Origin of the sequence: Paenisporosarcina sp. OV554 (assembly GCF_003058165.1) — a bacterium.
Taxonomy (GTDB): Bacteria; Bacillota; Bacilli; order Bacillales_A; family Planococcaceae; genus Paenisporosarcina.
Genome location: NZ_QBUC01000040.1, coordinates 1 through 13,196, shown reverse-complemented (window position 1 = coordinate 13,196; position 13,196 = coordinate 1). Strand labels below are relative to the sequence as shown.

General features: G+C 35.6%; 11 protein-coding genes. 8 read left to right on the top strand and 3 right to left on the bottom strand.

Going from position 1 to position 13,196, the window contains the following annotated elements; translation table 11 throughout:
* Window positions 1-286: 286 nt before the first annotated feature.
* On the bottom strand, window positions 287-1,498 hold the full coding sequence (locus C8K15_RS19075) for an IS110 family RNA-guided transposase (protein ID WP_108587995.1): 1,212 nt from the start codon (window positions 1,496-1,498) through the stop codon (window positions 287-289).
* A 450-nt stretch (window positions 1,499-1,948) separates the two neighbouring features.
* Here C8K15_RS19075 and C8K15_RS19065 point away from each other — a divergent pair, with 450 nt between their 5' ends.
* The 5 genes from C8K15_RS19065 to C8K15_RS19055 all read left to right on the top strand — a co-directional run bounded on the left by C8K15_RS19065 (window position 1,949) and on the right by C8K15_RS19055 (window position 5,831).
* Window positions 1,949-2,509, top strand: a complete 561-nt coding sequence (locus C8K15_RS19065; protein ID WP_199224145.1) for a S26 family signal peptidase — start codon at window positions 1,949-1,951, stop codon at window positions 2,507-2,509.
* A gap of 153 nt (window positions 2,510-2,662) precedes the next feature.
* On the top strand, window positions 2,663-2,827 hold the full coding sequence (locus C8K15_RS20460) for a hypothetical protein (RefSeq protein WP_158268361.1): 165 nt from the start codon (window positions 2,663-2,665) through the stop codon (window positions 2,825-2,827).
* Between the two features lie 331 nt (window positions 2,828-3,158).
* Entirely contained in the window at window positions 3,159-3,311 is a 153-nt protein-coding gene (locus C8K15_RS21015) for a hypothetical protein (RefSeq protein WP_233260575.1), read from the top strand.
* A 254-nt stretch (window positions 3,312-3,565) separates the two neighbouring features.
* Window positions 3,566-4,837 (top strand): group II intron reverse transcriptase/maturase, encoded by a 1,272-nt coding sequence (gene ltrA, locus C8K15_RS19060; RefSeq protein WP_199224144.1) that lies wholly within the window; start codon window positions 3,566-3,568, stop codon window positions 4,835-4,837.
* A 574-nt stretch (window positions 4,838-5,411) separates the two neighbouring features.
* Window positions 5,412-5,831, top strand: a complete 420-nt coding sequence (locus C8K15_RS19055) for a YolD-like family protein (protein WP_108587994.1) — start codon at window positions 5,412-5,414, stop codon at window positions 5,829-5,831.
* 1,121 nt (window positions 5,832-6,952) lie between these two features.
* Here the strand turns inward: C8K15_RS19055 and C8K15_RS19050 are convergent.
* On the bottom strand, window positions 6,953-8,017 hold the full coding sequence (locus tag C8K15_RS19050; RefSeq protein WP_108587993.1) for a DmpA family aminopeptidase: 1,065 nt from the start codon (window positions 8,015-8,017) through the stop codon (window positions 6,953-6,955).
* Window positions 8,018-8,500: 483 nt separating this feature from the next.
* Here C8K15_RS19050 and C8K15_RS19045 point away from each other — a divergent pair, with 483 nt between their 5' ends.
* Window positions 8,501-10,030, top strand: coding sequence for a hypothetical protein (locus C8K15_RS19045; protein WP_108587992.1), 1,530 nt, complete (start codon window positions 8,501-8,503; stop codon window positions 10,028-10,030).
* A gap of 651 nt (window positions 10,031-10,681) precedes the next feature.
* Here C8K15_RS19045 and C8K15_RS19040 read toward each other — a convergent pair.
* On the bottom strand, window positions 10,682-11,107 hold the full coding sequence (locus C8K15_RS19040) for a hypothetical protein (RefSeq protein ID WP_146173681.1): 426 nt from the start codon (window positions 11,105-11,107) through the stop codon (window positions 10,682-10,684).
* A 350-nt stretch (window positions 11,108-11,457) separates the two neighbouring features.
* Between C8K15_RS19040 and C8K15_RS19035 the strand changes: the two genes are divergently transcribed.
* Complete coding sequence (locus tag C8K15_RS19035; protein WP_108587990.1) at window positions 11,458-11,961, top strand: DUF2716 domain-containing protein; 504 nt, start codon at window positions 11,458-11,460, stop codon at window positions 11,959-11,961.
* A gap of 65 nt (window positions 11,962-12,026) precedes the next feature.
* On the top strand, window positions 12,027-12,689 hold the full coding sequence (locus C8K15_RS19030) for a DUF2711 family protein (RefSeq protein WP_108587989.1): 663 nt from the start codon (window positions 12,027-12,029) through the stop codon (window positions 12,687-12,689).
* Window positions 12,690-13,196: the final 507 nt, after the last annotated feature.

The window sequence follows — 13,196 nt, the reverse complement described above, 5'->3', positions numbered from 1 at the left end:
AAAAATGCCCTACTCAGAAACGAAAAGTGAAAAGAATACATCTAATGTTCAAAAATAAAAAGAATTCTATTTTAACCAACGGGTGCTTTAGTTGAATAACCAACTGCCTTTACAAGGCGGCTTTTTCTTACGATTAGTCAAGTACCTTAAATACCTTTTTCCATACTTTCAAAGATATTATTTCAAGTGGTTTAATACTTTAAATTACTAGACCATACCAAATAAGCCTTATGGCTTTTCGTTTTTTCACAAGGCTTGAATATGTTAAACTGTTGCTACGACTGTACTAGGGGGCTAACCTGTTGTCGTAGTTTTGATTATGTGTGACAAGAAAGAAGACCGTCTTCAATAACTTGTTTACACATGCGATGGAGGCAACCTTATGACATTTGTTGTAAGGTTGCTTTTTTAATTTATCGTAATATTCAACGATGTGATTTTCACCGAATCGCCGTTGTTTAATCATGTTCTGAACGTTTAGATACAAGATTTTACGTAGGTGCTTATTTCCACGTTTATTAATCTTATCCCGTGCTAAAAACTTCCCTGATTGGTGACGCCTGATATCAATTCCTGCATAAGCATTCAGTTGTTTGTTGTTGTCGAAACGACGGATGTCCCCAATTTCCGCGATTAATCGAACGGCTGTGTTAGCTCCGATTGCGGGAATACTACGAAGTACTTTATACTCTTCTAATTCCTCAACCAACGACTCCATCCTGTTGATACACTGTTCTTTCTGATGAATGAGTTCCTGGAATCGTTTCGCATACAAGATAACCTGATCACACAGTACATCAGTTGAAGAGGCGGCTGGATAAGACTGTTTTGCGGCCTCGAGTAGTTCAACTGCCTTTTCCTCCGCCTTTTTAACGGACAATCGTTTATTTGTATTGGCAAGTATCCGATTTTTAATGACCGTCTTTGATTGATTTAAGACAAGATCTGGATGCGGATATAGTTGTACTACGTTCAGGAATAGCTCGGATTTGGTTGTGAATATCTTCTCGAGCTCAGGAAAGGTTTCCTGAATGACCTTATGCATCCTGCTACGAGCGACACTCAATTCATCGTCCAATTCACTGTAAAGCCTAGACAATCGTTTCAACTGTCTATAGACATCAGCCGATTCTGTTTCAATCCGTCTTTCATTGGTAAAGTGTGTGAGTGCTAATTGATGTGCATCACTACGATCCGTTTTATGCATGCGTAAAGAATCGCATTGGAGCTTTGCTTCCAAGGGATTTAAAAGGCAATACCTGTAGTTGTTCTCTTTCATAAAACGTTCCAGAGGCCTAGAATAAACACCTGTAGCTTCAAATACGATGTGAGGCTGCTCACCATATCCGTCCATTAAGTTATTGATTAAAACTTTGAGTTCGATGAACTCGGACCGATTGTGCTCAATTTCTTTCTCCAACTCACACTTCTTCAACCCGTTATAAACGACCATATAGCTTTTTCCCATACTGATATCAAATGCGATGACGTGTTTCATATTAATCCTCCTTGCTTGTTTTGAAGTCCTCACCTTCGCCTTATCGATTCCCATTTCTTATACACGATCTCGATGGATCCAACATACTCAAACCTGATTCAAATAAGGATGGTGAAGTAGGTCGGTTTCTTATTCGGATTCAAGACCCCAAGGCTGCCACGACCTATTCTTCACCTCTACTATATAAAAAATAGTAGTGCTAACCAATGCCTTGGTCTGCACTACTAATCTTAGTATGTTTCTTATTGAGTTATGAAGTCGAATACTTCCTAATTGTAGTGTTATGTCAACCTACCGTGTATGGATCATACAACCAAATTCACGATTGAAACAATATTTTTGTTTTGAAATTGAGTAATTCTTAAGTTGTTTTTTGTTCACAGAAAATTCTATTATTTCAAGGACTAAATGGATATTACTGGTATAATATAAGTGGAGGAGATGGTGTAATTGAAAAAATATTTACTGATTGGAATTGCGCTATTATTAACTGCTTGTTCATCCGATGTTGCTTCGAATGAAATGGAAACGATTACTGACAACAAAACAAAATCAGAAGTCGACTTGGTAGAACCTGGCGAAAAATCGCTGTTGTTAGAATGGGATTTTGACAATATGGATAGAGGTAATCACGATTATGAAACATTGGCTCATCCCCGTTTAGTTGTGGAACTTGATTACAAGGGTGTAAAACGTGGCGATGTAATCTACTTTAAATCGCCTGACTTTACGATAGAAACAAATCCTGCTTTCAATATGCCCGAGTATTACATTTCGAGAGTAGTTGGGTTACCAGGTGAAACTGTTGAAATAAAAGATGGGCAAGTCTTCATCGACGATAAAAAACTAGATACTTTTTATTCTAAATTATTACAGAGAGGAATGAACGAAAAGGAATATTTTGAGAAAGTGAAACCGCCTAATAGAGTAAATGATGAAGGTCATAGAGAATATTTTGCAACTAATATGGAGCCTGTGAAAGTTGAGGATAATACTGTATTTGTTTTATAGCACAATACTCTCTTGAATTTAGCATTTATAAAACCTTTTTCAACTAAAGGGGCAGGTTAGTTGAAGAAGGTTTTTATTAACAAGGTATAGAATGAAAGGAATATCAATAAAAATTCAAAGGAGACGATTGAAAATGGAAAAGAGTCTATTTTGATGTCAAAAGATAAAAAACATATACAAAAAAAGTTACAGGGAAAATACAGGAGGATTAAACAACAATACAGAGAAGATCAAAAAATAGATAAAAAAGAGTTTGCTATTGTGGCTATAATCGTATTCTTAATTTTTTTTCTGGATGCTACGTTTAAAACTTTTTAGAAAACCACGTTTTCCCCTAACGGGTGCTTTAGCTGAACAACCGGCTGCCTTTACAAGGCGGCTTTTTGTGCGACGGGCAGTTATAAGAGATGCGAATCTTGGTTTTGATTCGTGTCTTTTGTCTTTTTCATCTGTTACTGAAGACGTCACTTAGGTGAAACGATTGGGATATACAGAAAGAAGACTCATACCTGATGGTGAAAGTCCATCCTCAAGGAGACTGACCTAGCTTGAGTAATCTAATCTAGGGCATAGCTGTGAGGCTATGTCTGAAGGAGATGCGGAAAATCGAGAGACCCGTAGATGAATGGGCAGACCCTAATGTGAAAACGTGAAGCATGTGGCGGCCGGTAAAGTTGACGACTCTTCGAAAAGTGAGGAAGTCCACTTAGAGACCATTTCTTTAGAAGTCAGAGCGAGAAATGGTAGCTTTATTGGTGGAGATGCAGGGTATGTTCAAAAGGTACTTATAATGACCCCGTGAGGTCTCCATTTTACCTATCAGGTAGGGTTCTATTCTATAAGGTTGTACCGAAATGATGATGAATGAATGGAGAAGTCAGAGGTTCTCATAGTACGGAAGTAGCTCCGTGACTAAACACGGAATGAACGGAAGGGGAACCACCTTATGGTTTTGCACTAGAACAATTGTAATGTGAACAAGAAAGCTACTGCGGTAACACTATTTGGATGTACAAACGGAAAGGTGTGAAATAGGCAATGAGTCTAGAGTGGAGGATGAAACTACACAGCGTTTACGGTCAACTGTTGTTTGATCGAAAACTGACGGCGAGTTTCAAAGAAGTAAAAGCCAATAAAGGTGCTGGCGGAATCGATGGCGAAACGATTGAGAGTTATGAATCGAACCTAGAAGAAAACATCTTTGATTTACTTGGAAGACTCCGAAATAAAGAGTACAAGCCAAGTCCAGTTAGACGTGTTTATATTCCGAAGAAAGATGGAAAGATGAGACCTCTTGGGATTCCCACGATTGAAGACCGTATAGTCCAACAAAGCCTTGTAAACATCCTACAACCAAAACTTGAGGATACTTTGTTTCATAATTGGTCAGTCGGCTACCGGCCAAACCGAGGGGTGAAAAGAGCATTACAAATTATCCTTTGGAATATTGAATCGGGATATAATTATATCTACGACGCAGATATAAAAGGATTCTTTGATAATATTCCACATAAAAGTCTGATGAGAATATTAAAGAAATATATTTCAGACAGAACAGCCCTTGGTCTGATTGAACAATTCCTAAAAGTTGGATACATGGAGGATGGAAAAGTACTTGATATTGAATCAGGTACACCGCAAGGTGGAGTCATCTCACCTCTACTCGCCAATACTTATCTCAATGAATTGGACTGGGAACTTGATTTGAATGGACTTCGTTTTGTCCGATACGCAGATGACTTTCTTATATTCGCCAAGAGCAAAGAAGAAATCCAAAAAGCGATTGCGATTACCAAAGCAAAGTTAAAAGAATTAGGTTTAGAAATTGCGGAAGGCAAAACGAAAGTAGTCAACTTCAAGAAAGACGACTTTGATTTTCTAGGCTTTACGTTCCAACATTGGTCCATTGATAAGAAAGGGAAACCTGTATTTTTCGTGGTACCAAAAGAAGAATCAATCAAAGATTTCCGATTGAAAATCAAGAAGAAGACACCTAAGAAATTAACGTTGGATAAAGTTGAATGGGTAAACCGAGTCAATCCTATTATTAGAGGGAAAATAAACTACTATGTCCTCGTAATAGACGCAATCAAAGAGAACATGGAACTTGGTCAGAAAAGTCATTGTGTGACGAGGAAAATCCGAAGGATTTTAGAGAGTCTAGATGGATATATACGTAAAAGGTTGCGAGTCGCTTTCATGCACAAACACCCTAGTCAAAACAAGGAATACAAGATGCGATATAAATGGAATAATGAATCTTCATCGCTATTAAGCTCATACCATGTCTCTGGTTGTATCTCAACAAAGCAAACGGTACAACACTAGAGGACTTCGCACAGAAAAAGAAAATCAAGGCAAAACGAAAATATGAATTAGCCAAATTCCGTGCCAAAACTAAAGGTGAAGAGTATTTTTCACCTCTCCGCCTTCAAAAGATGCAAAATGCCTGGAATGCATCACACTAGAAACTCGTTGTAACATATTGGTAAGCCGTATGCCTAAATAGGGCACGTGCGGTTTGATAAGGGGGAAGCCATGAGAATGGCTTCCCTACTTTCTCTTATGGCCTATATTTTAATCGTGTACCTATACTTAGTGTCATAGGTTACTGAACTTAGATTGTTGAACGAGTTCTTGAACATTAATGAAAGAGTTAACCCTCACGAAACACTGTAAATATAGGGTGTTCATTAACTCCTAAGTTTTGTTACATTGACAGTAGGTTCAGCGGTCGAATCGATAATTTGCAGAGTAATCATCCAGTTTCTTGTTCAACTAACGGGGCAGGTTAGTTGAAGACTAAAGCATAATTTAGACTTTATTAGAATAAAAAATCACTGAACGGTTTCACCCATACAGCAAATAATTCCCATTGAATGAAAACGTATGTTCGTATACAATGGGAGCGAATGTTCTAATCGGAGGGGTTGACGTGATGATGAGCAAAGAGGAATTCGAAAGACGTTTTGCGGTAAATTACAAATCAGCAAAATTAAAAGATCGAGGAAATAAAAAATGGACGGCGATGATGTTACCTGAGCATGTAGCTGAACTTAGAACAGATGAAGCAAACTATGATAAGGTTGACCGTCCGCAATTGAATCAATACGACATGGAGTATATTCAAGATGAAATACAACGAGCCGTAACCTCTAAAAGCGAAGTCACTCTTAGGTTTTGGATGAACGGCGAGTTTAAATATCGTAAAGGTACTATTGAAGAAGTGAACTTGATGAAACGTTATATCGATGTAGAAGATCCTTTTGACACGTCACGGTATAATTTTGACGATATTGTAGGAATTCAGTTAGAAGGATAGACCAAATTGAACATAATAAAGTGAACAAAATCGACCAGGAGAAAAATCCCTAGTCGGTTTTTTCTTTTTCCTAATATTAAATTGTAAAAACCTGCTTTTAGTGAAAAGCCGTGTCCGTAGAAGCGATTTAAAGACGTTTCTACACAGTTTCATGCATAATCCCTCACTAACTCTCTTTAAATGGCTTTCTGAAGCATTATTCTTTTTGATTTTATAAATTTAAGTTCAATTACTAGAACAATTGCCAGTTCGGGGTTGCCTAAAGGTCTACTAAGAATTAGTAAGGTCGCAAAGAACGCAATTCTAAGTATCTCGCTTGAATCTAAAAAGTCCGATAACAACAATCCGTAAATGTGGCAACTTTTATAAAGTACATAAAAGTAGCAGCATAAACGGTTTGTAAGTTCCTGTTCTTTTCTTAACGATCCCACGACAACGAAATTCAAGAAGATTAAGTTCAAGTTTTTATAGTCACATAAAACATTCAATAAATAAACTAATTTATCTATATAAATAAGTCATTTAAAAATGTTTTTATAGTTGCTTAAAAGTATTTTTAAAATATATCCTTCCGAAATCACCCAAACTATTTATCATTAGGAATCCAAATGACTTATTAAATCAAAAAGACTTTGGGGATTTGATGAATGAACATGGTGGTAACATGGATACTAAGAAAATTCCTGTTTACGCAATATTAATGTGTACTTCCACTTTATTTGCTGGCAGCAAGAGGTTAATTCTAAAACTCGTCCATTTCTGAACACGACACTACTGGATATTAAAGATATAGTATTTAATCTATTGTGTGTAACAAAACTCTGACAATTAATCTATGTTCATTGACCTCTATATTTTCTTCTTATGTTACAAGTAAAATAGGGTTAGTTTTACTTTAAGAAATGAATGCATGATTTTAAGCACTATTTTACATATAAAATGAAGAAACCCAGCAATCTTCTTACACAAGATTGCTGGGTTTCTTCATTTGTCTATTACAGCTTCCGATAATTGGTCATATGTAAACTGATTCTCTCCTAAGCGCTCTTGTAAACACAATAAAGTTCACTGTTTTGAAGTCATTTGGTTCAAATTAAGTTTTAACTGCAAGTTTGTTATATTCACTTAAGCAAAATACCAAACTTCTGAATTAAATCCTTAAAAGCTGGTCTTTCATTCCCATCTCGTCCAATCACAGCTTCTGCCGTCACTAGTGAATTCAATACTGCTTCTTCCGTCGCTTCTCCCACAGCTCTAAAAGCCAAATCCATATCTTCTTCATGAATTTGAGGGATTGCCATACAATGTTCTGGTTTTTCATGCGGAATCCTAGTGGCTGTTGAGAATCCTATGATGACCTCGCCACTTCCATTTGTAATGATTGAACCCGTTCTAGATAACCCTGTCACGGACCTTTTTATTATCCGATTCAATTGCCTCTCAGACACTGGAAGGTCGGTTGCAACGATAATCATGATGGACCCTTTATCCTCTTCTTTATAAGATTCGAGGATTGCTTCCTTCAATTCTTGACCAACAGCTTTGCCCTTAACCAACAAATCGCTTAAAATACCGAAATTCGACAACACCAAAACCCCGATAGTGTATTTTCCATGATCCATTTCCATTAGTCGAGAAGCAGAACCAATTCCTCCTTTTAGTGAATAACAAAGCATTCCAGTTCCTGCACCAACTGTTCCTTCTTCGAATTCAGACGAAGTATTTTCAAGTGCTTGAAGAACATGTTGCGGCTTCACAAACTTTGCCCTTACATCATTTAAAAACATGTCATTGCATTCACCGACTACGGGATTCACCGTTCCAGTTGTGCGTCCAATTTCAGGATTTTTTTCTAGCATGTAATCAATTAATGTATCTGCAGTTAATCCGACACTCAATGTGTTTGTTAAAAGAATAGGTGTCTCTAAAGTACCTAATTCCATCATTTGAATAGTACCCATCGTTTTTCCGAAACCGTTGATCACATGACTTGAAGCAATCAGTTTTTCTTTAAAGATATTGCCCTGATGTGGCAAAATGGCTGTGACTCCTGTCTGCATATTTTTATCGCTAAGCGTCACATGTCCGACTGTTACTCCTTCTATATCTGTGATAGCGTTATGTGAACCACTTTCTAATCGACCGATTTCTACTCCATAATCTCTAATTCTTTTTTGATTGAACATTTCATCTCCCCTTCGTTCTTTTTTCTTTGGCTTTCTCTTGCGTTTCTTTTCTCACCTTAATTATACAGATTATTTTTAATTAACAGTTAGATATCGTCTCTATTGAAATATAACAGTTCGTAAAAGCACACTATTTCATCCATTTTTTAATGTTCTCTTTAATTTCAAATCGAAGGTGATTATTACTTCCTAATTGTGGTGTTATGTCAACCTCCTGTGCATGGACCATACAACCACCTTCCTAGAGAGAATGGGCGTTGAATCGGATGAATTTGTAATCCTTTGGATGGTTCTTTACAGAATAACAAAGAATTACAAATTTTAGAAAAGTTAGTTATACTTAGAAATGACTAGCAACAAAATGTCAAAATAATTTATGGGAAAGTCAAAATGCTTTTTAGCATAGTGTTAGAGTACATAATTACTCCGATTTACTAAACTCTTTACATATAAAACTTGTAACACATTTCAAAGGAGGCACTAATGAAAATATTTATAAAACTATCGTTATTTCTAATAATCTTTATAACTTTATCTATTGTTAGTTTTATGGTTATTTTCAGTCTTGGAATGAAATCTGGAGCCCTCGTCGCCGTTCTTTTTATTTTTCTATGTTTCGTTATATTTTGTTTTAGTATCTTTGGAGTAGTCAAAGGAAATCTAAACTTTATAAAACTTCGTAACCGAACCCAAGTAATTGGCTTAATGATATTTTCGATTTGCCTAACTTTATTTATTGGTTTAGCTGCCTTCGTTAATGCAACGATTGAGCACGGTTTAGAAAAGTCTAATTTAGGTCTAGAGGCAAAAACAAGGTTTCTTGCAAGTTCAGTATTCCAAGCACCCACACAGAAAAATTTATTGAAAGAAGAGAAAAGTGGAATTACTTATCTATTTACTTCAGGTAATGAGGAAAATATCGAGAAATTCGATTTGCTGATTAAAGAAGAAACAGCTTCGTTTGATACCCTTTTTGGAAATGTTGATACAGATCAACTACAAATCGAAGTCCATAACGGTTCTGCCTCACTAAGCTCTACTTTGGAGGATGTTGGAGGCTATTATAATGCGATTAATCAAACTCTTCACCTGCGGTCGAATGATGATAATTGGGAAAACGTCCTACTTCACGAGTATACTCATTATCGAATAGATCAATTTTCAGAAAAACAAAACCTACCACTATCAAGAATTCCTTTATGGTTTCAAGAGGGGGTCTCAGAACTTTTAGGACACACAGAGAGTTATGGGATTGATTTAGAATCAGTTGAAGTAATCGATTTCCATTTACTAGATTCGAATAATACCTTTTATCAGTCTAGGAATGAAAATTATGATGCGTATATTCAAAGTTTTTTAGCCGTACAATTCCTTGTCAATGATCACGGTATGAAAATCATTCCAGAACTAATGCTGTCCGATACAATCAATGAATTTTATCAAAATCTTGAAGCAGTGACTCGAAAAAATTCGGCTGAATTTCAAGAGACATTTATAAGTGATTTGATAGAAGACAGAGAGAAGGTAGACGAACAGTTTATTTTGGCGTTTGAAGCAATCAATACTAAAAGATATGAACAGGCTGAAGTAATTTTAAAAGAAATTAAAGAAAATGGTCTTAAATATGATATTGAAATGGCAGATGAGCATCTAAAAACAATTTATATGGACCAAGGTTTATACGAGAAAGCAATATCATTAATAGAAATCAAAATTTCAAGAGACGATAATGGATTTAGAACAAACGATTTACTTGCATTGTCAGAAAGCTATCTATTAGTCGGTAATTCTAAAAAAGCGTTGGTCAGCATTGAGACAGCTAGAGATGAAATGAGCGCCGAACATTTTTTTGCACAAAGAATAGATAAGTTCGTTGAAGCATATCAGAAAATAAATTCGGACAAATCACTGGCTGGCTATAAAATGCTTTTTGAAGAAGAATTATTTATTAATAAAATGGTTCAAAAAGATTTGAATGAAAAATTACTTCTCGACTATCCAGGGGAGTTTTAATTGGAAAGCTAACAGGTGCGTTAGTTAACCAACCGACCGCCTTTAAAGGGTAGCTTTTCTTATTGAGTAATGAAGTCGAATACTTCCTCATCCGGGTGTTATGTCAACCTATTCTGCAGGTGTCAGTATGACTTTTCACAAAAAAATCCGAACTGAAGAATTCACAGTGTTATATAATCTTCAATTCGAACTTTGTATAGAACATCATTAAAAGTATATCCAAGATGAATTAGAGTGAAACGGTTTATAAGGGGAGCACCATCAACAACCTGTTAGAATAATGAATGAATGTATTGCGTAGACTAATATTGCCCTTGGAACATCCTTTGGCATAATGCAACTAGAAGATTCTAACTAATCGCTTAACATGATTCCAAAAAGGGAAAGCCACCGTCATTAATTTGATGGTGGCTTCTTACGTTGTCTGAAGGGGTTCAATATGATCATTCTAAAGGACGACTAAAGATGAATCGATTTTAGGGGGCGGTGTTTTATTATTTTAGACATAAAAAAACAGCCGAAGGGTCACCGACTGCTTGATGATTTGAAGATATAACACGAATTTTGGGTTATATCTTTGTACACACTCAATAGACCAAAAATATGTATCAAAAAAGAGAGGAAGATTATTGATTCCTCTCATAAAAAAGATTACTGATTGAATATGAATGTTTCCCTATATTTCCTGTTGTCGCTTTTTCCTGTCCAAGTAATAGTAACTTTCAACTTTGATGCCTCAACAGATATAGGAAAGTTAGTATGTTGAAAATATGGTTGCATGTTCAAGTCTGCAGTAAATGTAAAAAGTTCAAACTCTGTAGGCGACTTTGGTTCATCTCTATAGGCTTCAACACTAACTAAGTTTATATTTTCATCACCAATATTTTTGACTTCCATACTGTAAACATTGTATACACCGGCTTTTGATTTGTCATTTTCAGGTTCACCAATTACCACACTCCATTGTTCGGAGGATACGGACAATGGTAACTTTTCCAATGTTGTAGCAAAAGTATTGATAGGGGGCAAGGTTGTAAGTAAGAGAATTGATAAAAGGAATATTTTCAACTTTTTCATTAAGTCACTTCCAATTTTCTTTTTTCTTAGTTTGCCAAAAAAAAAAAATTTCATCCCCAAAATTAATTAAACATTTATCGTGCACCTATACTTAGTTTCCTATAGGTTACTGAACTTAGATTGTTGAACGAGTTCTTGAACATTAATGAAAGAGTTAACCCTCAGAAAACACTGTAAATATGGGGCGTCCATTAACTCCTGAGTTTTTTTACATTGACAGTAGGTTCAGCGGTCGAATCGATGATTTGCAGAATGATCATCCAGTTTCTTATTCAACTAACGGGGCAGTTTAGTTGAACAAGAAATGATATAATAACCCCAATAAAAGCATCGTAAAGGTGGCTATTCAAATGGAAAATTGGATTGAATTATCCGCATTAGAATATAAAGAGGTATGGGATAGGATATATGATGAATTTAATTTTGAACCAAGCATATCAAACTTCCCATCTTTTGAAGTTCCAAATCCATTTATCACATATGATATATCCCCATATATAAATTGGTCCGGAGATTCAGGTACTTATAATGAGATTTATAATGACCTAGAGGATAAGTCATTGCTTGTTTTTCAAGAACTCACACAGAAGAATGAATATATGTATGCGGTAGATTGGCAGCATCCAGGTTATTGGATAAACCCCCGTTTGGAGTTTCAGAAAAGTGAGTTTGATGAATGGATTGTACCTGTTTTTCCTAACGGTGATTATTACTTTTTTATTCAAAAGAATTTTGAATGGGGATTTTTAGGACACCCTTGGGAAGAGACCATCACTATTTTTGGAAAAGAATTGATAAAAGGTTTTGAAAAACATCAACCGAGAATGTTTCAAAAGATATTACGTCAGGGATAATTTAAACCTTGTTCAACTAACGAGGCAGGTTAGTTGAACAAAAAACATTTTAAAGGAGAATTTACATGCTGGAATATATACAGTTAGATGTTTCACCTATTTTAAGCCAAATATCGAATCACTTTAAATCAGCAGCTTTTCTGCTTCATCCATTTGTCCAAATGCCTGATGGGTGGGAAAAAAGGAAACGGGAAAGACCTTTTCAACACATCTACCCAAGCGACGAAGAAATATTAAACATTGGTAAACCAGTTTCGTGGAATCAAATCAGTCAGCAAAGCGACTTAACCTTGCAAGAGGTCGGAATAGCAGTACACGATCATCGAGATAAGAGACCTGATTTAACGAATCAACTTCGCACATGCTTTAATTCCGATTTTTATTATCCGCGGGAAGACAAAATTTCGGTTTTTTTACTGAATGATATCGTGAATGTACTTGGATCCAAAGGAGCTGATTTTGTATTATACTCTGCACCGCTTGAAGGCGAAAAAGGAAGGTTAAAAATAGAGGAAATAAAATTAGAAGAGATGTCTGATTTAACACCAGCGGAATTTATGCTCATGGATGATAAACTCGAGTTTGCCTTTATAAGTGAATATGATGCCTATACCACGTTATTCTTAACAAAAGATGATAATATCTCTGAAATTATAAGAAGGATGAATTGGGAAGCGACCATTTGCGATAATAAAACAACTCTAAACTGGTTTTCACAAAAAAGTTAATTGTATTATAACTTAAGCAATTTGCGTTTTTGAGACTAGGTATGCGTATTTAAAAGAACAATGTTATAGTTCTAACAATTTCCTTATTAAACTAACGGGTGCTTTAGTTTAAAATAAACATAAGAAATGGATCAGTTCACCGAACTGATCCATTTTATTTTTGTGAACAAAATTCAACACATTTTGCTTGTGCAATCAGGTGTGAATTATAGTTTGGCGATAGGAAACGGAACCCATTAAGCTTGGAGGCGCTTTTTTTATATAACCTCCTTTAATGAACATAGATAAAAATAAAATTAACACCTTAGTTCGTAAAAGTACACTTTTACGAACTTTTTTAAAATGCTAGTAATTAGTCATTTCTATAGTTCGTAAAACTATAGAAATAATTTTCGAACGTCCTCAATTTCATACATACTTTTACGAACGTTTTTGATAGAATAAAAGATAGAAATCCCAAACGAGGAGTAAATAAATGGATAATAAAAAATTCGGATACATACGAGT

Coding starts and splice junctions, on each gene's coding strand:
- C8K15_RS19075 (WP_108587995.1), bottom strand. CDS start 1,498: ATGAAACACGTCATCGCATTTGATATCAGTATGGGAAAAAGCTATATG.
- C8K15_RS20460 (WP_158268361.1), top strand. CDS start 2,663: ATGTCAAAAGATAAAAAACATATACAAAAAAAGTTACAGGGAAAATAC.
- ltrA (WP_199224144.1), top strand. CDS start 3,566: ATGAAACTACACAGCGTTTACGGTCAACTGTTGTTTGATCGAAAACTG.
- C8K15_RS19055 (WP_108587994.1), top strand. CDS start 5,412: ATGGGAGCGAATGTTCTAATCGGAGGGGTTGACGTGATGATGAGCAAA.
- C8K15_RS19050 (WP_108587993.1), bottom strand. CDS start 8,017: ATGTTCAATCAAAAAAGAATTAGAGATTATGGAGTAGAAATCGGTCGA.
- C8K15_RS19045 (WP_108587992.1), top strand. CDS start 8,501: ATGAAAATATTTATAAAACTATCGTTATTTCTAATAATCTTTATAACT.
- C8K15_RS19040 (WP_146173681.1), bottom strand. CDS start 11,107: ATGAAAAAGTTGAAAATATTCCTTTTATCAATTCTCTTACTTACAACC.
- C8K15_RS19035 (WP_108587990.1), top strand. CDS start 11,458: ATGGAAAATTGGATTGAATTATCCGCATTAGAATATAAAGAGGTATGG.
- C8K15_RS19030 (WP_108587989.1), top strand. CDS start 12,027: ATGCTGGAATATATACAGTTAGATGTTTCACCTATTTTAAGCCAAATA.